This is a genomic window from Salipiger sp. 1_MG-2023 (assembly GCF_030547555.1).
In the GTDB taxonomy this organism is placed as follows: domain Bacteria; phylum Pseudomonadota; class Alphaproteobacteria; order Rhodobacterales; family Rhodobacteraceae; genus Salipiger.
In genome coordinates this window covers 71,011-90,163 of the sequence record NZ_JAUOQN010000006.1, presented here as the reverse complement: position 1 = coordinate 90,163, position 19,153 = coordinate 71,011, and the positions used below count along the sequence as shown (strand labels likewise).

General features: G+C 64.0%; 20 protein-coding genes, 1 tRNA gene and 2 pseudogenes. 16 read left to right on the top strand and 7 right to left on the bottom strand.

From position 1 onward, the window contains the following. Window positions 1-33: 33 nt before the first annotated feature. Entirely contained in the window at window positions 34-1,473 is a 1,440-nt protein-coding gene (locus Q4543_RS05025) for an FAD-linked oxidase C-terminal domain-containing protein (protein WP_303436675.1), read from the bottom strand. A 142-nt stretch (window positions 1,474-1,615) separates the two neighbouring features. On the opposite strand from Q4543_RS05025, the gene Q4543_RS05020 reads away from it, so the two are divergent. From Q4543_RS05020 to speB, 3 genes are read left to right on the top strand one after another with little or no spacing between them, the layout of a single operon-like run. Beyond that, the gene (locus Q4543_RS05020) at window positions 1,616-2,026 is read left to right on the top strand and encodes a CopD family protein (protein ID WP_216006275.1); all 411 of its coding nucleotides are present in this window, start codon (window positions 1,616-1,618) and stop codon (window positions 2,024-2,026) included. A gap of 2 nt (window positions 2,027-2,028) precedes the next feature. Next, on the top strand, window positions 2,029-2,730 hold the full coding sequence (locus Q4543_RS05015; protein WP_303436674.1) for a DUF599 domain-containing protein: 702 nt from the start codon (window positions 2,029-2,031) through the stop codon (window positions 2,728-2,730). A 59-nt stretch (window positions 2,731-2,789) separates the two neighbouring features. Further along, window positions 2,790-3,758 carry an agmatinase gene (gene speB / locus Q4543_RS05010; protein ID WP_216006273.1) on the top strand — a complete coding sequence of 323 codons (969 nt, stop codon included), beginning with the start codon at window positions 2,790-2,792 and terminating at the stop codon, window positions 3,756-3,758. 15 nt (window positions 3,759-3,773) lie between these two features. Here the strand turns inward: speB and Q4543_RS05005 are convergent, their stop codons facing one another. Then, complete coding sequence (locus Q4543_RS05005; protein WP_216006272.1) at window positions 3,774-4,124, bottom strand: DUF2794 domain-containing protein; 351 nt, start codon at window positions 4,122-4,124, stop codon at window positions 3,774-3,776. Window positions 4,125-4,534: 410 nt separating this feature from the next. Between Q4543_RS05005 and cyoA the strand changes: the two genes are divergently transcribed. From cyoA to cynS, 11 genes and pseudogenes are all read left to right on the top strand, one after another. Further along, window positions 4,535-5,701 (top strand): ubiquinol oxidase subunit II, encoded by a 1,167-nt coding sequence (gene cyoA, locus Q4543_RS05000; RefSeq protein WP_303436673.1) that lies wholly within the window; start codon window positions 4,535-4,537, stop codon window positions 5,699-5,701. Further along, a complete protein-coding gene (gene cyoB / locus Q4543_RS04995; RefSeq protein ID WP_216006270.1) occupies window positions 5,691-7,679 on the top strand; it encodes a cytochrome o ubiquinol oxidase subunit I in 1,989 nt (662 codons plus the stop codon). Before cyoA ends, cyoB begins: the two co-directional genes overlap by 11 nt. 56 nt (window positions 7,680-7,735) lie before the next feature. Further along, entirely contained in the window at window positions 7,736-8,335 is a 600-nt protein-coding gene (gene cyoC, locus Q4543_RS04990; RefSeq protein WP_368502152.1) for a cytochrome o ubiquinol oxidase subunit III, read from the top strand. Next, complete coding sequence (gene cyoD / locus Q4543_RS04985; protein ID WP_216006268.1) at window positions 8,335-8,712, top strand: cytochrome o ubiquinol oxidase subunit IV; 378 nt, start codon at window positions 8,335-8,337, stop codon at window positions 8,710-8,712. Before cyoC ends, cyoD begins: the two co-directional genes overlap by 1 nt. Window positions 8,713-8,779: 67 nt before the next feature. After that, complete coding sequence (locus tag Q4543_RS04980) at window positions 8,780-9,478, top strand: SURF1 family protein (protein WP_303436672.1); 699 nt, start codon at window positions 8,780-8,782, stop codon at window positions 9,476-9,478. 107 nt (window positions 9,479-9,585) lie between these two features. Next, window positions 9,586-10,023, top strand: coding sequence for an Rrf2 family transcriptional regulator (locus Q4543_RS04975; protein ID WP_303436671.1), 438 nt, complete (start codon window positions 9,586-9,588; stop codon window positions 10,021-10,023). 405 nt (window positions 10,024-10,428) lie between these two features. Further along, window positions 10,429-11,058: pseudogene (locus Q4543_RS04970) on the top strand (NAD(P)/FAD-dependent oxidoreductase); the annotation flags it as partial. Between the two features lie 51 nt (window positions 11,059-11,109). After that, window positions 11,110-11,381: pseudogene (locus Q4543_RS04965) on the top strand (Rieske 2Fe-2S domain-containing protein). A gap of 36 nt (window positions 11,382-11,417) precedes the next feature. After that, the gene (locus tag Q4543_RS04960; protein ID WP_216006264.1) at window positions 11,418-12,263 is read left to right on the top strand and encodes a formate/nitrite transporter family protein; all 846 of its coding nucleotides are present in this window, start codon (window positions 11,418-11,420) and stop codon (window positions 12,261-12,263) included. Window positions 12,264-12,325: 62 nt separating this feature from the next. Next, complete coding sequence (locus tag Q4543_RS04955) at window positions 12,326-14,026, top strand: bifunctional protein-serine/threonine kinase/phosphatase (protein WP_303436670.1); 1,701 nt, start codon at window positions 12,326-12,328, stop codon at window positions 14,024-14,026. 17 nt (window positions 14,027-14,043) lie between these two features. After that, window positions 14,044-14,511, top strand: coding sequence for a cyanase (gene cynS / locus Q4543_RS04950; RefSeq protein WP_303436669.1), 468 nt, complete (start codon window positions 14,044-14,046; stop codon window positions 14,509-14,511). 70 nt (window positions 14,512-14,581) lie between these two features. On the opposite strand, the gene Q4543_RS04945 is transcribed toward cynS, so the two are convergent. Continuing rightward, window positions 14,582-14,665 (bottom strand) — tRNA-Leu (locus Q4543_RS04945). Between the two features lie 134 nt (window positions 14,666-14,799). Between Q4543_RS04945 and Q4543_RS04940 the strand changes: the two genes are divergently transcribed. After that, window positions 14,800-15,306: a Hint domain-containing protein gene (locus Q4543_RS04940; protein ID WP_303436667.1), complete on the top strand. Its 507-nt coding sequence runs from the start codon at window positions 14,800-14,802 to the stop codon at window positions 15,304-15,306. On the opposite strand, the gene Q4543_RS04935 is transcribed toward Q4543_RS04940, so the two are convergent. From Q4543_RS04935 to Q4543_RS04920, 4 genes are all read right to left on the bottom strand, one after another. After that, entirely contained in the window at window positions 15,303-16,211 is a 909-nt protein-coding gene (locus Q4543_RS04935; RefSeq protein ID WP_303436666.1) for a DMT family transporter, read from the bottom strand. The two genes, Q4543_RS04940 and Q4543_RS04935, sit on opposite strands and share 4 nt — an antisense overlap. Window positions 16,212-16,302: 91 nt before the next feature. Next, window positions 16,303-16,680 carry a hypothetical protein gene (locus tag Q4543_RS04930; RefSeq protein WP_303436665.1) on the bottom strand — a complete coding sequence of 126 codons (378 nt, stop codon included), beginning with the start codon at window positions 16,678-16,680 and terminating at the stop codon, window positions 16,303-16,305. 11 nt (window positions 16,681-16,691) lie between these two features. Then, window positions 16,692-17,465 (bottom strand): DUF6478 family protein, encoded by a 774-nt coding sequence (locus Q4543_RS04925; protein WP_303436664.1) that lies wholly within the window; start codon window positions 17,463-17,465, stop codon window positions 16,692-16,694. A gap of 64 nt (window positions 17,466-17,529) precedes the next feature. After that, window positions 17,530-18,093, bottom strand: a complete 564-nt coding sequence (locus Q4543_RS04920) for a dihydroxy-acid dehydratase (RefSeq protein WP_216006257.1) — start codon at window positions 18,091-18,093, stop codon at window positions 17,530-17,532. Window positions 18,094-18,226: 133 nt separating this feature from the next. Here Q4543_RS04920 and Q4543_RS04915 point away from each other — a divergent pair, with 133 nt between their 5' ends. Beyond that, entirely contained in the window at window positions 18,227-19,102 is an 876-nt protein-coding gene (locus Q4543_RS04915) for a CPBP family intramembrane glutamic endopeptidase (protein ID WP_303436663.1), read from the top strand. The last annotated feature ends 51 nt before the right edge of the window (window positions 19,103-19,153 follow it).

Here is a 19,153-nt window from a genome sequence, read left to right as displayed (position 1 = left end):
GGGGGGCAGCGCCCCCCTCTCGCCGCGCCGCTGTCACTCCGCCGCGATCCGCCGCGCCGCGCTGGCCGCCAGCGGAAAAACCTTCGCCGGGTTCAGCAACCACTTCGGATCGAACACATCCTTCACCGCCATCTGCGCCTCAAGGTCGTCGGGGCGATATTGCACGCCCATCAGGTCGCGCTTTTCGATGCCGACGCCGTGCTCGCCGGTCAGGCAGCCGCCCACCTCGACGCACAGCTTGAGGATCTCGGCCCCAAGCTGCTCGCACAGCTCGAGCTGCCCGTCCTGATTGGCGTTGAACAGGATCAGCGGGTGCATGTTGCCATCCCCGGCGTGGAACACATTGGCGACCTCCAGCCCGTATTCCGCCGACAGCTCGCCGATCCGGCGCAACACGCGCGGCAGTTCGGACACGGGGATCGTACCGTCAAGGCACATGTAATCGTTGATCTGCCCCATCGCGCCAAAGGCGCTCTTGCGGCCCAGCCAGATGCGCCCGGCCTCTTCGGCGTCCTTTGCCTCGCGCAGCTCGACCGGGTTGTGCCGCCGCGCGATGTCCAGGATCAGGTCAAGCTGCTCGTCGATCTCGGCATCCGAGCCTTCGACCTCGACGATCAGCAGCGCCTCGCAATCGGGGTAGCCCGCCTTGGCAAAGGCCTCGCAGGCGACGATGCAGGGGCGGTCCATGAATTCGATCGCCACCGGCAGCACGCCCGCCTTGATGATGTCCGACACGCATTCCCCGGCGACCTCGTTCGAGTCAAAGCCCATCAGCACCGGCCGCGCGCCCTCGGGTTTGCGCAGGATGCGCAGGGTCGCCTCGGTCACCACGCCTAGCTGGCCTTCGGAACCGCAGACCACCCCCAGCAGGTCCAGCCCGCCCGCATCCAGATGCGCCCCGCCCAGCTCGATCACCGTGCCATCCATCAGCACCATGGTCACGCCCAGCAGGTTGTTGGTCGTCACGCCGTATTTCAGGCAATGCGCCCCGCCGGAGTTCATCGCGATATTGCCAGCGATGGCGCAGGCCAGCTGCGAGGACGGGTCGGGCGCGTAAAAGAAATCATGCTCTTCCATCGCGCCGGTGACCGACAGGTTGGTGCGCCCGGTCTGCACCCGGATAAAACGGTTGTCGTAATCGGTTTCCAGCACCTCGTTCATCCGCGCCACCCCAAGGATCACGCAATCCGCCGTCGGCAGCGCGCCACCAGCCAGCGAGGTGCCCGAGCCGCGCGGCACCACCGGCACGCCCATCTCGTGGCAGAGCGCCAGCACCGCCGACACCTCTTCGGTCGACGATGGCAGCACGGCACAAAGCGGCGGGCAGCGATAGGCCACCAGCGCGTCGCATTCATAGGCGCGGGTTTCGACGGGATCGTCGATCACCGCATCGGGCGGAAGCACCTGCCGCAATCGCGAGACGATCTCGGCCTTCAGCGACAATACGCGCTTGCTCGGGTCCGGCATCTGCATCGGGTGGATCCTCCTTCGCCGTGAGTGGCGCCAGTATTGGTAAAGTCTTGTAACCAATTTGGCCATGCTCGGAAAGAACTTTTCCGCGCTTCGCGCCGTGACGCCCCTTGCGCAGGCGCATAACCCCGGCCATCAAGGGCCTATGGATTGGGTCAAGATCATACATCTTCTATGCGTGATGGGGTGGATGACCTCCATCTTCGCGGTGCCGCGCGCGCTGATCTACTGGAAGCGCGAATACACCCGGCTACAGGCTTTTGGCCCGCTGGGCGATCTGACGGTGCGGCTGTATCGCTTTTCGGCAGGGCTGGCGGTGATCGCGGTGATCACCGGGCTGGTGCTGGCCGATTTCTGGTCTTGGGCACCTTGGGTGCATCTCAAGATCGGGCTCGTGCTGCTGCTGGCGCTGCATTACGGCTGGACAGGTCGTCTGGTGATGCAGGCGCGCAAGGGGGTCTTTCCCGACTCCGATCTGTTCCTGCGGATCTTCAACGAGGTCAGCGTCCTTGGCGTGATCGCGATCCTCTGGGTCGTCGTCGCCAAGCCGTTCTGAGCATGGACTGGGTCATCCGTCTGTCATATTTCTCGGTGCTGGACGGGATCGCCGTGGCGCTGCTGGTGCTGGCATGGCTCGGCTCGTCGCGCATCATCGAGCACCCGCCGAAATCGCGACCGTCGGTGTCCAAGCTGATGACGCGCTACCGGCGGGCATGGATGGTGCATTTCGTCACCCGCCAGCCGCGCATCTTCGACAGCCAGATCGTCGGCTCGCTGCGGCAAAGCACGGCGTTCTTTGCCTCGGCGGCGATGATTGCCATATCGGGTCTGTTTGCGCTTCTGGGTGATGCCGACCGCTTGCGGGGCGTGGCGGGAGATTTCGCCGATGCCGACGCGCCGGTGATCGTCTGGGAGGTCAAGCTGTTCCTGACCTTGCTGTTCGCCGCCAATGCCTTTTTGAAATTCGTCTGGTCGAACCGGCTGTTCGGCTATTGCTCGGTGATGATGGGCTCGGTGCCCAACGACGCGTCGGACTTGGCCTATCTGCGCGCTGCCAAGGCCGCCGAGATCAACATCTTTGCCGCGCGCAGCTACAACCGTGGCCTGCGCTCGGTCTATTTCGGCATCGCCAGCGCCGCGTGGCTGCTGGGGGCCGAGGCGCTGGTGCTGGCCACCGGGGTCACCCTGACGGTGATCCTGCGCCGGGAATTCGCCTCGCAATCGCGCGAGATCCTGATGCAGGATGAGCCCAAGCTCTGAAAGGCTTGCAAATCCCCAGGTGAAGCATTTGCGTGCACATAATCACTCACGAGGACACCATGACCACTGATCCCTTCTTCCACCCCGTTTCCGGCATGGATCTGCCGCGCTTTGCCGGCATCCCGACCTTTATGCGCCTGCCGCTGGTGCAGCCCGATCACGACCGTTTTGCCGAGGTCGATATCGGCCTTGTGGGCGTGCCATGGGACAGCGGCACCACCAACCGTCCCGGCCCGCGCCATGGCCCGCGACAGCTGCGCGACGCCTCGACGATGATCCGCGCCCAGCATGCAGTGACCGGGATGCGCCCGTTTGAAACCGTCGCCTGCGCCGATCTGGGCGATGTCGGGCCGAACCCGGTCGATATTCTCGACAGCATGGAACGCATCACCGCCTTCTACAACAAGATGAAGCGGGCCGGCATCCGGCCGCTGACGGCGGGGGGCGACCATCTGACCTCGCTGCCGGTGCTGCGATCGGTGGCGCGCGACGATGCGCTGGGCATGGTGCATTTCGACAGCCACACCGACCTGTGGCACAGCTATTTCGGTGGCCAGCTCTACACCCACGGCACGCCGTTCCGCCGCGCCGTCGAAGAAGGGCTGCTGGACCCGAAGCGCGTGGTGCAGATTGGCATTCGCGGCAGCATGTATGACACCGAAGATCGCGATTTCGCCGCCGCCAATGGTATCCGCATCATCCCGATCGAGGAATTCCACGCCCGCGGCGTCGCCGATGTCATGGTCGAGGCGCGCGAGATCGTCGGCACCGCGCCGACCTATGTCAGCTATGACATCGATTTCGTCGACCCGACCTTTGCCCCCGGCACCGGCACCCCCGAGATCGGCGGGCCGAACAGCTATCAGGCGATTCAGGTCGTGCGCGAACTTGCCGGGCTGAACATCGTCGGTGCGGATATGGTCGAGGTGTCGCCGCCCTTCGACCAGACGGGCGGCACCGCCTTTCTGGGCGTGACCATCATGTTCGAACTGCTCTGCGTCATGGCGGGCAATTCGGCGGGCAAGTAAGACAGCGCCGGGCGGTCAGTCGTTGTCGACCGCCCGGATCAGCTTGCGTTCCAGAACGCGCAGCACGGTCCGCAGATCCTGCCCGCGCTTGAGCACCTGCCCCTCGGGGCCAAACACCGCGTACATGCCTTGCTTGCCGCGCAGCTTTGGGTGTTTCTCAATCCGGTACATCGGGTTTTCGGCGGTGCGCCGGAACACCGCGAACACCGCGCGATCCTTCAGCGAGGAAATCCCGTAATCGCGCCATTCTCCGGCGGCGACCATGCGGCCATACAGTGACAGGATGATATTCAGCTCGGGTCTCTGGAAGGCGACGACCTCTGGCGAGGCCGCCCCCCGACCCGGAAAGGGCGTGAGGCTGTTCATCCTTTGAAGCTGCGCCCGGTTGGCGCACAAATCAAGCCCAAGCTGCGCGGCGGGCGGGCAATTGCATAGGGTTGTCCATGATCGGGATCAAGAGCGGGGCCGTTCGGGGCGCGCCGAGTCGCCCTTTCCACGGGCCTTGAGCGAGCGCCAGCGCCAAACCAGAGCAAAACGGCGTGATCGCGGTGGGCCTTTAAACGCGTGCGAATAGCGCAAATTGTCGCAGAAGGTGCACGTTGAGGGCATCTTTTTTCAAGCCTGCGTGAGTTTTTCACCTTTGGCGCCAGATGTGGCGATCCGTCGCAGCGCTACCTTGGCGCGGCGGGGCTAATTGACGCCTGCAACCCTTGCTCCGGACTGCCTGCTCCTCCCCCTTGCTGGCGGCGTTCCCGGACTAACAAGAGGCCGAAACATTGTTTGCTATCAAAAAACCGCTACTGGCGGCACTGGGCGCCTTGGCGCTGTCCGGGTGCCAGTATGACGTGCTCTTTCCGCACGGCTGGGTTGGTGAGCAGCAGCGCGACCTGCTGATCATCTCCACTCTCCTCATGCTGATCGTGATCGTTCCCGTGTTGATCATGGCGGTATGGTTCCCGCTCAAGTATCGCGCCGACCGCGAGGACATCTCGGATTACGATCCCGATTTCGAACATTCCAACAAGCTCGAAGCGGTGGTCTGGGGCGTTCCGATCCTGATCATCATCGCGCTGGGCTGGTACACTTGGGTCTATACCCACCGGCTTGACCCCTATGCCGCTCTGCCCACCGAGGTTTCCGAGCAAGAGCCGCTGCGCGTGCAGGCGGTGTCGCTCGATTGGAAATGGCTGTTCATCTACCCCGACTACGGCGTCGCTTCGGTTAATGAACTGGCGATCCCGGCCGGGCGTCCGGTGGAATTCTCGCTGACCTCCTCGACCGTGATGAACACCCTGTCGATCCCCGCGCTGGGCGGCATGGTCTATTCGATGGCCGGCATGGAAACCAAGCTGAACCTGATCGCCGGTCAGCAGGGCACCTATGCGGGGCGGTCTGCGCATTACTCGGGGCCGGGTTTTGCGGGCATGATCTTTGACACGCTGGCCATGAGCAACGCCGAGTTCGACACATGGGTTGCCGAGCGCCGCGACAGCGGCGATGCGCTGACCCGCGCCAGCTATCTCGAGCTGGAAAAGCCGACCATGAACGCGCCAGTGCAATATTACGGCAGGGTTGAGGACGGTCTGTTCGGCCGGATCGTCGAGCTGTGCGTCGAAGACGGCAAGGTCTGCATGGGCCACATGATGATGCAGGACAAGATGGGCGGCGGCGGCCTTGCGGGCATTCCAGATGCGGCGGCCTACAGCCACGACCGTGCCCGCACCATCGACGGCTTTGGCAACCTTGTCGAACTGCCGCCGCTGGAAGGCCACGGTGCCCACGGCGCCGGTCACGATGGCCATGATGGCCACGATGCCGAGCACGGCAGCGACCACGAGGCGCTGAACACAACCGAAACCCGGAACTATGTTCTGGCGCTTGATTCCAACGCACTTTGCAGCCCCCTCGGGGCCCAGACGGAGGCACAGACGAATGGCATCTGAGCAACCAGCAGAAACCTTCTCGCCGATCTTCGGGCGTCTGACGCTTGACTGGATCCCGATCCACGAACCGATCCTGATCGGCACCTTCGCCGGCGTTGCACTGGGGGGGCTGATCTTCCTTGCGTTGATGACCTACTTCAAGCTGTGGGCGCCGCTCTGGAACAACTGGGTGGTCAGCATCGACCACAAGAAGATCGGCATCATGTACATGGTGCTTGGCTTCATCATGATGGTGCGCGGCTTTGCCGACGCGCTGATGATGCGCGGCCAGCAGGCCATGGCCGCCGGTGGCAACGAAGGCTGGCTGCCGCCGCACCACTACGATCAGGTGTTCACCGCGCATGGCGTCATCATGATCTTCTTCGTGGCGATGCCTTTCGTGACCGGTGTGATGAACTATGTCATGCCGCTTCAGATCGGTGCCCGCGACGTGGCCTTCCCGTTCCTGAACAACTTCTCGTTCTGGATGACGGTGTCGGGCGCGCTGCTGATCAACGTCTCGCTGTTCATCGGTGAATTCGCGCGCGTCGGCTGGCTGGCGTTTCCGCCGCTGTCGGGGGCGAATTATTCGACCGGGCCGGGGATGGACTATTATCTCTGGGCGCTACAGATCGCGGGCGTGGGCACCACGCTGTCGGGCATCAACCTCATCGCGACCATCCTCAAGATGCGCGCGCCGGGGATGAAGATGTTCGACATGCCGATCTTTACCTGGACGGCGCTGATCACCAACGTGCTGATCGTTGCCGCCTTCCCGGTGCTGACGGCCACGCTGGCGCTGCTGACGCTGGACCGCTACCTTGGCTTCCACTTCTTCACCAACGACTTTGGCGGCAACGCCATGATGTATGTGAACCTGATCTGGATCTGGGGGCACCCCGAAGTCTACATCCTGATCATTCCCTGCTTTGGCATCATCTCGGAAATCGTGTCGACCTTCTCGGGCAAGCCGATCTTTGGCTACCGCACGATGGTCTGGGCGACCGCCTGCATCATGGTGCTGTCCTTTATCGTGTGGCTGCACCACTTCTTCACCATGGGGTCGGGCGCAAGCGTCAACACCTTCTTCGGGATCACCACGATGATCATCTCGGTGCCGACGGGGGTGAAGATCTTCAACTGGCTGTTCACCATGTACAAGGGCCGCGTGCGGCTTGAAGTGCCGATGCTCTGGGTGATCGGCTTCCTCGTGACCTTCACCATCGGCGGCATGACCGGCGTGATGCTGGCCATCCCGCCCGTCGACTTCCAGCTGCACAACACGCTGTTCCTCATCGCCCACTTCCACAACGTCATCATCGGCGGGGTGGTGTTCGCGATCTATGCGGGCGTGACCTACTGGTGGCCGAAGGCCTTTGGTTTCCAGCTCGACGAGAAATGGGGCAAGCGCGCCTTCTGGGGCTGGTTCATCGGCTTCTACGTTGCCTTCATGCCGCTTTACGCGCTTGGCCTGATGGGCGTCACCCGCCGGATGAACAGCTACCCCGACGCGGGCTGGCAGCCGTATTTCATCATCGCCGGCATCGGTGCGCTGATCATCCTGTTCGGCATACTGTCGACCTTCATGTGCTTTGCCGTGTCGATCATGAACCGCAAGAAGCTTGCCTGCGGCAACGATCCTTGGGATGCGCGTACGCTGGAATGGGCGACCCAGTCCCCGCCGCAGCAGTACAACTTTCCGCAGGAGTTGAATGTCACCGGGCGCGAAGCATTCTGGCACATGAAGAAGGCCGGCTTCAAATGGTCGACCGACTATGCGCCGATCCACATGCCCAAGGACACCGCCACGGGCGTCGTCATCGCCGGTATCGCGTTTGTCTTCGGCTTTGCCATGGTCTGGTACATCTGGTGGCTGGCGATCCTGACCTTTGTGGCGATGATCGCCGTCGGCATCGCGCATACCTTCAACTACCACCGCGACTACTACATCCCCGTGGATGAAGTGCGTCAGACCGAAGCGAAAGGAGCCCTCACATGAGCACCGTGACCTCTTCGGCGGGCAAGTCGATCGTCGAGCCTCTGGCCGACGAGCCGATGCACCACGCAAGGCCCACCAGCGGCCATGAGACCGACCATCAGCACCATAGCCCGACTCCCATCGGGTTCTGGATCTACCTGATGAGCGACTGCATCATCTTTGGCGCGCTGTTCGCCACCTATGCCGTGCTGGGCTACAGCTATGCCGGCGGACCGGCGCCGATAGACCTGTTCGAGCCAGGGTTCGTGGCGATGGAAACGGCGCTGCTGCTGTTCTCGTCGGTCACCTTCGGTCTCGCCATGCTACAGGCTGACAAGCAGAAGGTGGACGGCGCGCTGATGTGGCTTGGCGTCACCGCGCTGTTCGGCATCGGCTTCATCGCGATGGAGGTGTATGAATTCAACCACCTCATCCACCTCGGGGCGGGGCCTGACCGATCGGCCTTCCTGTCGGCGTTCTTTGCGCTGGTGGGCACGCACGGTCTGCACGTGACCTTTGGTCTGGTGTGGCTGTTCACGCTGATGGCGCAGATCAAGATGCACGGCCTGATCCCGGCCAACATGCAGCGTCTGGGCACGCTGTCGATGTTCTGGCACTTCCTTGATCTGATCTGGATCGGGGTGTTCTCGTTTGTCTATCTCGTGAGGCTCGTCTGATGGCTGATCATACCGCACATTCGCACGGCACCATGGGCCAGCTGATGATCGGCTTCGCGCTCGCCGCGATCCTGACCATCATCCCGTTCTACCTGATCATGGCCGAAGTCGACCTGCCACGCACCACCCTGATCGCTTGGATCATGGGCCTTGGCGCGGTGCAGATCATCGTGCATCTGGTTTTCTTCCTGCACGTCAACAAATCGGCCGAGGAAGGCTGGACCCTGTCCGCCACCATCTTCTCGGTGGTGATCCTTGTGATCGTTCTGGCTGGCTCGCTCTGGGTCATGCACAACATGAACGAGAACATGATGCCGATGCACGAGATGGATCAGCAGATCGAACAGATGAAGAGCCTTCAGTCCCAGCAGGGCTGACCTCTTTGCGCACGCCATTCGCCGGGGCCGTTCGCGGCCCCGGCTTTGTTTCGAGGACCTCAGCAAGATGACCCTCCGCCTCATCATCGTATCGCTTCTGGCCGCCGTGCTGCTGGCCTGTTTCGCCGCGCTCGGGACATGGCAGGTTCACCGCCTCGCGTGGAAGCTTGATCTGATCGAGCGGGTCGACGCGCGCATCCACGCCGATCCGGTGCCCGCCCCGGCCTTCGATGCGCCCGTGGCGCGCGACGCCGACGAATACCGCCGGGTGAGCGTGACCGGCAGCTATCTCAACGATGACGAGGTGCTGGTCTATACGCCGTCCGATTTCGGCCCCGCCTACTGGGTGCTGACCCCGCTGCAACGCGCCGACGGCAGCATCGTGATGATCAACCGGGGCATCGTGCCCCAGCACAACGGCGATATCGCCGATTTCGACCACATCGATGGCGAGACCACCGTCACCGGCCTGCTGCGCATCTCGGAAGCCGACGGCTGGCTGTTCTCGCGCGAGAGCAACCCGGACGAACAGCTCTGGTATCGCCGTGACATCGGCTCGATCACGCAGGCCAAGGGCTTTGAGCGGGCCGCACCGTATTTCATCGACGAAGAGCTGACAGCCAACAGCTGGCCGCGCGGCGGGCAGACCGTGGTGTCGTTCCGAAATTCGCACCTGAGCTACGCCATCACTTGGTACGCGCTCGCGCTGATGGTGATCGGCGGTTACGGCATGCTACTCTGGCACGAAATTCGCCACAAGAACTGAATATTTGGGCGCGGTTTGCGGGCCGCGCCTTTGACAAGGCCTCGCCCAGCTTGACTGTGCGGCTGATCGTCTACACCGTCAGCAGATTGTATATCCGGACCTGACAGATGCGCCTTTCGAAATTCACCGACTATGCTTTGCGCGTCTGTCTGTATCTCGCGGCCCATGAGGGCAGGCTTGTTTCGATCTCGGAAATCTCCCGGGCGCATGAGGTGTCGCAAAGCAATCTGATGAAGGTGGTGAACCAGCTTGTCGATCATGGTGTGCTGCAAAGCACGCGGGGCCGGTCTGGCGGGGTGAGGCTGGCGCATTGCGCGTCGGACATTCTTGTCGGTCAGGTCGCGCGCAAGATGGAAGGCGATGCTGCGCTGGTCGATTGCGACAGTTGCATCCTGCGTGGCTCTTGCGGGCTGGTGCGCGTCCTGCGCGAGGCAAAGGACGCATTCTACGCCAATCTCGACAGGGTGACCCTGCGCGATGCTGTCGGGGCGCATCCGCGCACGCTGGATATTCTGCTGGGGGCAGGGGCCGCCCACGCGCCCTGACCTTCGAATCCTGATCAATGCGGCTCAATTCGGCGCGCAGGTCGGGCGCGGATCATTCTTGGGTTGCACAAAAGCAGCGCTGATTTCCAATTATCGCCATCTATTTGTGCGCCTGACGGGAGGAGAAGGTGGTTTTCCTCTCGCGCCAACGGGTGGGCGCGATCTTTTGTTGCGCGGTTGAATCATTCTTCGTATCAGAATGTTTAACGAGAGGCGGTGTCGCCTCTCATTAGGCCGCAACGGCGCGGCGATTTCCGTCAAATACCCGAATGCGGCTCCGCAGCAATGAGGCTGCCCGCGCACTGATCCGTCAGTCTGCGAGTGCTTGTCTGCGTCCACGTTCAAGTCCTGACCGAAACCGCTGCGACCGGGATCTTCCGGTTCGCCAGAGCCCGAGGACCAGTCATGTCCAAACCACGCCTTGTGATCATCGGAAACGGCATGGCCCCCGTCCGGATGTTCGAGCAGCTGCTAGCGCCGGGCGCGGCGGCCTATGACATCACCATCTTCAACGCCGAGCCACGGGGGAACTACGATCGCATTCTGCTCTCGCCGGTACTGTCGGGCGAGAAGACATTTGCGGACAGCGTGATCCATGACGAGGATTGGTATGCGGCGCAGGGCATCACCCTGCACAAGGGCGAAAAGATCGTCGAGATCGACTGCGCGGCCCGCAGCGTTCGCGCGCAAAGCGGCCTGTCGGCCAGCTATGACAAACTGCTGATTGCGACCAAGTCGTCGCCGTTCATGACCCCGGTGCCGGGGCGCGAGCTTCCCGGCGTGCTGGCCGACCGCGATCTGAATGACGTCGACGCGATGCTGCGACAGGTCCGCAGCGGCGGGCGCGCCGTGGTGATCGGGGGTAGCCTGCCGGGGCCCGAAGTGACCGCCGGTCCGAAGGCACAGGGCAGGCCGGTGACGGTGGAGAACCTGATGGAACGCCAGCCTGATGCCTCTGCCGGCTACCCTCTGAAAAAGGAGCTGGAATCGCGCGGGATCGATCTCCGCTGCGGGGGGAATACCAAGGCGATCCTTGGCCGCGACAAGCTGGTTGGCGATGTCAGTGTTGGCGCATGGTGCAACGACCTGCTGAGATCTGGCGAGAGTTGCGAGCGCCACGGCGCGCGGAATATCGCCGTCTTCCATACCTTGGATGACCGCATCTTCACGCTCGAGGATCGCTGCCCCCACAAGGGCGGCCTCTCAGCAGCGGCATCGTGCATGGGGGCTGCGTGACCTGCCCGCTGCACAACTGGGTGATTTCCCTAGAAACCGGCGCCGCGCAGGGTGCCGATGACCGCCGTCCCGTCCGCATCAGTGGCCGGGATATCTCTCTCGAACCGAACCTCGACGCCTGACTGGTCAGGCCACCACCCCTCGAAAGGACTTTAGACATGTCGTATGTCATGCCCAAGGAATTCGCGGCCAAGATGGTCGATGCCGGCGAATCCAAGATCTTCATGGCCACCAAGGACACCCTGATCCGCTCTTACATGGCGGGTGCCATTCTGGCGCTTGCCGCCGCCTTTGCCGTCACCATCGCGGTGCAGACCGGCAATTTCCTTGTCGCCTCGCTGCTGTTTCCAGTGGGCTTCTGCCTGCTGTACCTCATGGGGTTCGACCTGTTGACCGGGGTGTTCACCCTTGCGCCGCTGGCGGTGCTGGCGAAGCGTCCGGGCTGCACATGGAAGGGCGTGTTCCGCAACTGGGGGCTGGTGTTCTGCGGCAACTTCGCCGGGGCCATGACCACCGCCGTGCTGATGGCGATCGTCTTTACCACCGGATTTTCCGCCGAACCCAACGAGGTCGGTCAGAAGATCGGCCAGATCGGCGAGGCCCGCACGCTGGGCTATGCCGCCGCCGGGGGCGCAGGTCTGCTGACCGTCTTCGTGCGCGCCGTGCTGTGCAACTGGATGGTGTCGACCGGCGTGGTCGCCGCGATGATGTCGACCTCGACCTCTGGCAAGATCATGGCGATGTGGATGCCGATCATCGTGTTCTTCTACCTTGGGTTCGAGCATTCCATCGTCAACATGTTCCTGTTCCCCAGCGGCATCATGCTGGGCGGTGAATTCACTTGGGCCGACTATTTCATCTACAACGAGATCCCGGTCGTGGTGGGCAACCTTGTCGGCGGCCTGACCTTTGTGGGCGGCATGATCTACGCCACGCATTTCCGCGAAAGCCCCAAGCGCGGCGCCGCGCGCAATGACGACGCCGCTGTCGTGCCGGCGGAATAGCTCTGACCTCCCTGACTGGGGTCCCCTTCGGGGGCCCCTCTTTTCGCCGAGCGAGGCCATCCATGCCACGGGATATGATGACAGACCGGCTGGAGGCCGTGATTGGCCAATGCGCCTCTGCGGGCCGCAAACCGCTGATGCAGGATTTCCACGGCGCGCGGGTTCCCGAGGGCGATGCGCTGATGCTCAAGGGCATCGTCCTTGCCGTGGCCGACGGCATTTCCAGCAGCCAGACCAGCGGCGTCGCTGCCCAGAGCGCGGTCAGGATGCTGCTGTCCGATTACTATGACACCCCCGATGGCTGGACCGTAAAGACCGCCGCAAGCCGGGTGCTTCAATCCGCCAACGCCTGGCTTTACGGGCAGAACCGGACGCTTGCGGATCTTGACAGCGGCATGGTCTGCGCCTTTGCGGCGTTGATCCTCAAGGGGGGCGCGGGCCATGTGCTGCACGCGGGCGATGCCCGGGTGGCGCGCTTTGCCGATGGCCTGCTTGATCCGCTGACCGTCGATCACCGCTCTGGCGAGATGCTGGCCCGCGCGCTTGGCGCGGCCGAGACGGTCGCGCTCGATTATCGCCGCGTGCCTCTACGCGCTGGCGATGTCTTTGTCCTGAGCACCGACGGGCTGTACGAGCATATCAGCGGTGCGGATGTCGCCCATGCCCTGACCCTGCCTACGCTGAACGATGCCTGCCGCGCATTGGTCGATACGGCGCTGAGCCGGGGCAGCGCCGACAACCTGACGGTGCAGATCGTGCAGGTGATCCGGCTGCCGCAAGAGGCTGGCCTGCCGGAAACCGCCGCGCTGCCGGTGCCGCTGCTGCCCAAACCGGGAGATACGCTCGATGGGCTGCGGGTGCTGCGTACGCTCAGCCAGACGCCGCGCAGCCATGTCTTTCTTGCCGCCGACCCGAACGGGCGCAAGATCGTGCTCAAGATCCCGGCGTCGGAAACGCTCGAAAACCCCGCCGCGCTGCGCCGTTTCACGCTGGAGGAATGGGTGGCGCGGCGGGTCAGTTCTGTGCATGTGATGCAGGCCGCCGATGTGCCGCAGCCGCGCTCGGGGCTATACGTCGCGATGGCATATCTGCCGGGGCGGACGCTTCGGCAATGGATGACCGACCATCCCGGCGCGCCGCTGGACAAGATGCGCGACATCGCCGGGCAGATCATCAGCGGCCTGCGCGCGCTGCACCGGCGCGAGATGATCCATCAGGACATTCGCCCCGAAAACATCCTGATCGACGAGGACGGCAGCGTGCGGATCATCGACCTTGGGTCGGTGTCTGTCGCCGGGGTCGAGGAGGCCGCCCCCGGTCTGCTCGGAGAGCTGCCCGGCACGTTGCAATACACCGCCCCCGAATACCTGTCGGGCGATGTGGTGAGCTGGCGGTCGGATCAATACGCGCTGGCAGTCATCCTGTATGAAATGCTGACCGGGCGGTTGCCCTACGGCGCGCAGGTGGCGCGCATCGCCACCCGCGCCGATCAGCGGCGGTTGCAATACGCCCCGGCCCGCAGTGACGACAGCACCGTGCCCGCCTTTGTCGACGCGGCGCTGCGCCGTGCGCTGCATCCGGACCCGCTGCGCCGTTACAACGCGCTGTCGGAATTCCTCGCCGATCTGCACCGCCCCGGCAGCGCCGCCCGCGCAGCCCACCACATTCCGCTGGCCGCGCGCGATCCGCTGCGCTTCTGGCAGGCACTGACCATCATTCTCGCAGTGATCTGCGTGATTCTTGCCGCGCAACTTGCCGGCTGACCCACAGGAGAACAGATATGAAAGATCTTACGGCCGAGGAGTTCCTCGACAAGGAAGACGTCACCGCGCTGATCATTGCCGCGAAAAAGCGCGGCAAGCTGACATGGGAAGGCATCGCATCGGGCATCGGCATGTCGCCGGTGTTCACCCATTCCGCCTGCATGGGGATGAACGCCTTTCCGCCTGAAAAGGCCGCCGCGCTGGTCGAACTGCTGGGCCTGCCGGAGGAGGCCGCCGAGGTTCTGTCCGAAAGCCCGACCAAGGTGTTCGCCCAGACCGTGCCGACCGATCCCTGCATTTATCGCTTTTACGAGGTGGTCGGCGTCTATGGCCCGACGCTCAAGGCGCTGATCCACGAGAAATTCGGCGATGGCATCATGTCGGCGATCGACTTCGACATGTCCGTCGAACGCGAGCCGAACCGCAAGGGCGATCGCGTGGTGATCACCATGTCGGGCAAGTACCTGGCCTATAACAGCTGGTGACCCCCGAAGAATTTCAAAGGGCCGTGCCTTCTGCCGAGGTGCGGCCTTTTTGCGTGCCGGGTCGTGAACTTGGTGCGGGTGAAGGGACTCGAACCCCCACGCCAAAGGCGCCAGAACCTAAATCTGGTGCGTCTACCAATTCCGCCACACCCGCCAGTTCGAGAGCTGTCCTATCAAAGCCGCAGAGCTTAGGCGAGTGGAAAATATGTGTTTCGAATTCGAGACTTTAACGCGACCTTTTCCGCGCCTGACGCAGAGTGAGCCGCAGTGAATAGCAGGATTGCGCCGATGAAACCGAATATGGTCTGGCGCGACAGCACCGATGTGTCAGGCGGGTCGCGCCCGGCCCGTCATGTGGTGTCGCCCGAAACCCTCAACGCGCTTGTCGCGGGCACCAATGTGCTGACGCTCGATGGCGCTTTGCCGGTCGAATATCTCGCCCCCGGTGATCGGGTGATCACCCGCAACGCTGGTGCGGCAACGCTGCTTGGCATCCGCCGCTATCGGGCGAGGGTGCGGCTGGTGGCGATCAGGGCCGGAACGCTTGGAAACTGCCGCCCCGACCGCGACGCGCTGTTGCCTGCCGGGCAAGAGGTGCTGGTGCGCGACTGGCGCGCGGGGGCACTGTTCGGCGCGTCGCGGGCGCTGGCGCCGGCGCGACGGCTGGTCGACGGGCAGTTCATTCGCGTCATCGGCACGCGCGAGGTCGATCTGGTCGAGCTGATGCTTGACGGCCCGCATATCCTTTACGGTGACGGGCTGGAACTGGCCTCGGCGGTGGCTGTCCCCGCCTAACCCTGCGGTGTCATGCCCTGACGCGCCTTGAACTGCTTCAGCCCCAGATAGCGTTCGCGCAGGATGATCGCCACGCCAGAGGCGATGACGATGGACGAGCCTGCCAGCATCAACGGGGTGGGGACCTCGGCAAAGAACGCGTAGCCGATGACGATGGCAAACAGGATCGACGCATAGTCAAACGGCGCCAGCAGCGCCGCCTCGGCCCCCTTGTAGGCGGCGGTCAGACAGATCTGCGCCACGCCCCCGATCAGCCCCGCCGCGATCAGCATCAGCGTCTGGTCCAGTGGCGGCAGCACCCAGCCAAAGGGCAGGGTGAGCAAGGACAATACCGTCGAGGTCATGGTGAAATAGAACACGATGGCCGAGGTCTGCTCGGTCGCGGCCATGCGCCGGATGTGGATCTGCACCAGCGCCCGCAGCACTGCCGAAACCATGACAAAGCCGATGCCCAGCAGCACCGCCTGATTGACCTCGGACAGGGTCAGCAGCGGCCACATCACCAAAGCCACCCCCAGCAACCCGACCATCACTGCCGTCAACCGGAACAGCCGCACCTGCTCGCCCAGCAGGATCGCGGCGAAGATCACCGTCAGCAGCGGCGCGGCATAGCCTAGCGCGGTGACCTCGGGCAGCGGCAGCAGCCCCAGCGCGGCAAAGCTGAAGCCCATGGAGGAAACGCCCACAACCCCGCGCAAGACGTGTTTCCACAGGCTGTTGACGCGCAGCCCGGTGCGCAGGTCGCCGCGCCAGATCAGCCAGCCAAGGATTACCGGCAGCGCAAAGAAAGAGCGGAAGAACACCGCCTCGCCGGTGGGCACATCCGAGGCCTTGATCAGCGCCGACATAATGACGAACAGCACGACAGAGGCGAGTTTCAGCGAAATGCCGCCGAGCGGGGTCATGAGGGCCTCGTATGGTATACCAATTTGGCACACCATGGCGTGACAAGCGGCCGGGCGCAATCGCCGGCGTGCGGATCGCGGGCGCGGCGCTTCAGCTGGTTTCGAGACAATGCCGCCGGAACGCCCGCTTGAGCATATCCAGCTCGGCGCGCAGCAAGGCCATCTCGGCGCGCAGATCATCGCCTGCCGCCTCTCCGGCGATCAGGGTGAAACTGTCGAGCTTTTCGCCGCTCATTGCATCGAGGATCAGAAAGGTCTGCACCCCGTCGCCCACCGCCTGAACCGGCACCGGTACCTCGAGCGCCCAGCGACCGGGGGTGGTGCTTTGCGATACGGTGACACCGCGCACCGGCGCATCCTGAAGGGTGACCACGACTTCGGGTGGCGGGGCATCGGCGGTCTGCGCCACCAGCAGCCCTTGCCAGATGCCTTCGACAAAGCGGGTCTTGGTCAGCGAATAGGCGGGCATGTGTTTCGTCCTCAGAGTTCGGCGCGCGGGCGGCGGCTGAAGGTCAGATCGCGCAGGATCACCTGATTCATCTGCGGGCCCTCAAAGATCAGGTCCAGCCACATGCGATCGGCGCGTTTCTCGTTGAGCCGGGTATAGGCCAGATCGAATTCGATGCAGATGTCTTCTTCGTGCAGGGGCAGCTCGCGCACGATCTGTTCGGTGTTGGGGCCATGGCGGATGTTGAGCCGGGCAAAGATTTCCAGTGGTTTTTCCATCTCGACGATGGTGTCGATGCGGATCAGGTGCTTGCGCTGCAGACCCGTTGCCGCCTCGGTCGGCAGGTCGATGGCCAGCGACAGGTAGGAGCCGTCGAAGTTCAGCACGTCAAGCCGCAGCCCATAGGAGGCAAGATCTGCCTCGCGCAGGTTGCGCAGCTGGCGCAGGGTGATTTCCGAGCGGGCGCAATCGTGGAACAGCGTCGCCTCGGCCCCAAGCATCGACTGGTTGGGCACCGAAGCGAGGCCGGGCACCGGCAGCGGTGCGCACCATAATTCGGGGCGCCAGGCCCAGTCGGCATCCTTGGGGCGCGCAAACGCCTGATTGCCGATCACCGGCAGCGCCAGCCGACTATCTGCGATGAACAGCAGCCGGTCTATACGCGTCTTCAGTTTGCGCGCCGCTGCGCGTTGACGGCGCAGCACCCGCAGGTCGGCGGTGTCGGCGTTGCGCGCGGCGCGCGACCACCGCCTGAGCGATGCCGCCGCGAGCGCGCGCCCGATCCACCCGTCTGTCATCCCTGCCATGGCCCGCCCTGCGTCTGTTCTTGTACCCTTATCCCCAAGATCCTTGAATTCGGTGAATGGTCAATCACCCCTTGGGGCTGAGCGCTCCGATCCGGTCGCGAACGGCGCGCAACATGGCGGCGCCCTCGGCCCCGGCAAGCGGGCTGCCCTTGCCGGCATAAAGCGCAAGCCCGACCATGCGCTGCCCTTGCAGGAAGGTGCCGCGCCAATAGCGCGGATCGCCGTCTGCGATCACCTCGGTGCCGCCGCTGGCAAGATGCGTCAGGGTGAGCCCGCCGGATCGGATGCCGCCGATCATGCGCTGCCCCACCTCTTCCGCGAGGGCGGAAGCGTCGGGCAGGGTTGCTTGTGGGGTTTGCTCAGCGACGGTGACGGTGACAACCATCGGCTCGACCATCGGGCCGGTGTCGTCGCCGGTCAGATTCCGGCATGACGCGATCATGGCAAAGGTCCGGTCCGGTCCGCGCGGATATGTTTCGGGGTCGATGCAATAACCGGGCGGGCCCCCGACCACCACGGCCCCATCGGCAAGGCTGGCGGTCTCGATCCCGTCCCCGCGCGAGGCGGTCACGCAGCCCGCCATCACAAGAGCTGCGCCCAGAAAGGCAGAGTTCCGCAGCTGTCCCATCGTCTGTGTGCCCCCGTAACGTCTTGTAACCCGTGGCAATAGCCGGGCAGTGCCCTGCGGACAAGTCCGGGGCTTGCGCCGGGCCGCGCGCCATGCGTGCAATGCCCGCATGCAATATGACCCGTTTCGCCTGATGACCGATCCCGCCCGCCGCACGTCGTTGCCGCGCCTTGCCATGGGGCTGGGCCTTGCGGTGGCGCTGACCGTCGGCATCGGGCAGGGGCTTCTGGCGCTGGCGGAACAGGTGCTGAGCGCGCAAACCCACGCAGCGCTGATCGGCCAGATGCGGCGCGGCGACACGGCGCTGGGCATGTATGCGCTGCTGTTCAGCACGGGTGCGATGGGGATGGCGGCACTGATCACGGCGCGGCTGGTACATGGGCGCAGGGGGCGCTCGCTGCTGGGGCCGTTGCCGCTGGCGCTGCGCCAGTTCGGGCGCGCGGCCTTGGCGCTGCTGCTGATTCAGGTGCTGCTGATGGGGCTGTTGATGCTGTGGCCGCCATGGCCGATGGCGGCGCAGATGCTGCCCGCGATGGCCCTCGACCGCTGGGCGCTGCTGCTGCCTCTGACGCTGCTGGCGTTGCTGGTACAGACCGGTAGCGAAGAATTGCTGTTTCGCGGCTACCTGCAATCACAGCTTGCTGCGCGCCTTTCGCGCCCTTGGGTCTGGCTGCTGCTGCCGTCGGCGCTGTTCGGGCTGGGGCATTGGGCACCGGGGATCTATGGCGGCAATGCGGGGCTGGTGACGCTATGGGCGGTGCTGTTCGGACTGGCGGCGGCGGATCTGACGGCGCGCACCGGCACGCTTGGCCCGGCGCTGGCACTGCACCTGATGAACAACCTTGTCGCTGTCGCCGTTGCGGCGCCGAACGGGCCGATGACCGGCCTTGCGCTGTACATCCTGCCCATCGACATTGAAGATGAGGCGATGCTGCGGGCGTTTTTGCCGGTGGATCTGCTCGGGATCGGCGTTGGCTGGCTGGCGGTGCGGCTTGCGCTCCGGGTCTGACGTTGCATTCCGCGCCCCGTCTGCATAAATGGGCCGCAAACGCCAGCCGCG

Excerpts from the sequence above, each read along its gene's own strand:
- Q4543_RS05025 (WP_303436675.1), bottom strand. The coding sequence starts at position 1,473 with ATGCAGATGCCGGACCCGAGCAAGCGCGTATTGTCGCTGAAGGCCGAG.
- Q4543_RS05020 (WP_216006275.1), top strand. The coding sequence starts at position 1,616 with ATGGATTGGGTCAAGATCATACATCTTCTATGCGTGATGGGGTGGATG.
- Q4543_RS05015 (WP_303436674.1), top strand. The coding sequence starts at position 2,029 with ATGGACTGGGTCATCCGTCTGTCATATTTCTCGGTGCTGGACGGGATC.
- speB (WP_216006273.1), top strand. The coding sequence starts at position 2,790 with ATGACCACTGATCCCTTCTTCCACCCCGTTTCCGGCATGGATCTGCCG.
- Q4543_RS05005 (WP_216006272.1), bottom strand. The coding sequence starts at position 4,124 with ATGAACAGCCTCACGCCCTTTCCGGGTCGGGGGGCGGCCTCGCCAGAG.
- cyoB (WP_216006270.1), top strand. The coding sequence starts at position 5,691 with ATGGCATCTGAGCAACCAGCAGAAACCTTCTCGCCGATCTTCGGGCGT.
- cyoC (WP_368502152.1), top strand. The coding sequence starts at position 7,736 with ATGCACCACGCAAGGCCCACCAGCGGCCATGAGACCGACCATCAGCAC.
- cyoD (WP_216006268.1), top strand. The coding sequence starts at position 8,335 with ATGGCTGATCATACCGCACATTCGCACGGCACCATGGGCCAGCTGATG.
- Q4543_RS04980 (WP_303436672.1), top strand. The coding sequence starts at position 8,780 with ATGACCCTCCGCCTCATCATCGTATCGCTTCTGGCCGCCGTGCTGCTG.
- Q4543_RS04975 (WP_303436671.1), top strand. The coding sequence starts at position 9,586 with ATGCGCCTTTCGAAATTCACCGACTATGCTTTGCGCGTCTGTCTGTAT.
- Q4543_RS04960 (WP_216006264.1), top strand. The coding sequence starts at position 11,418 with ATGTCGTATGTCATGCCCAAGGAATTCGCGGCCAAGATGGTCGATGCC.
- Q4543_RS04955 (WP_303436670.1), top strand. The coding sequence starts at position 12,326 with ATGCCACGGGATATGATGACAGACCGGCTGGAGGCCGTGATTGGCCAA.
- cynS (WP_303436669.1), top strand. The coding sequence starts at position 14,044 with ATGAAAGATCTTACGGCCGAGGAGTTCCTCGACAAGGAAGACGTCACC.
- Q4543_RS04940 (WP_303436667.1), top strand. The coding sequence starts at position 14,800 with ATGAAACCGAATATGGTCTGGCGCGACAGCACCGATGTGTCAGGCGGG.
- Q4543_RS04935 (WP_303436666.1), bottom strand. The coding sequence starts at position 16,211 with ATGACCCCGCTCGGCGGCATTTCGCTGAAACTCGCCTCTGTCGTGCTG.
- Q4543_RS04930 (WP_303436665.1), bottom strand. The coding sequence starts at position 16,680 with ATGCCCGCCTATTCGCTGACCAAGACCCGCTTTGTCGAAGGCATCTGG.
- Q4543_RS04925 (WP_303436664.1), bottom strand. The coding sequence starts at position 17,465 with ATGGCAGGGATGACAGACGGGTGGATCGGGCGCGCGCTCGCGGCGGCA.
- Q4543_RS04920 (WP_216006257.1), bottom strand. The coding sequence starts at position 18,093 with ATGGGACAGCTGCGGAACTCTGCCTTTCTGGGCGCAGCTCTTGTGATG.
- Q4543_RS04915 (WP_303436663.1), top strand. The coding sequence starts at position 18,227 with ATGACCGATCCCGCCCGCCGCACGTCGTTGCCGCGCCTTGCCATGGGG.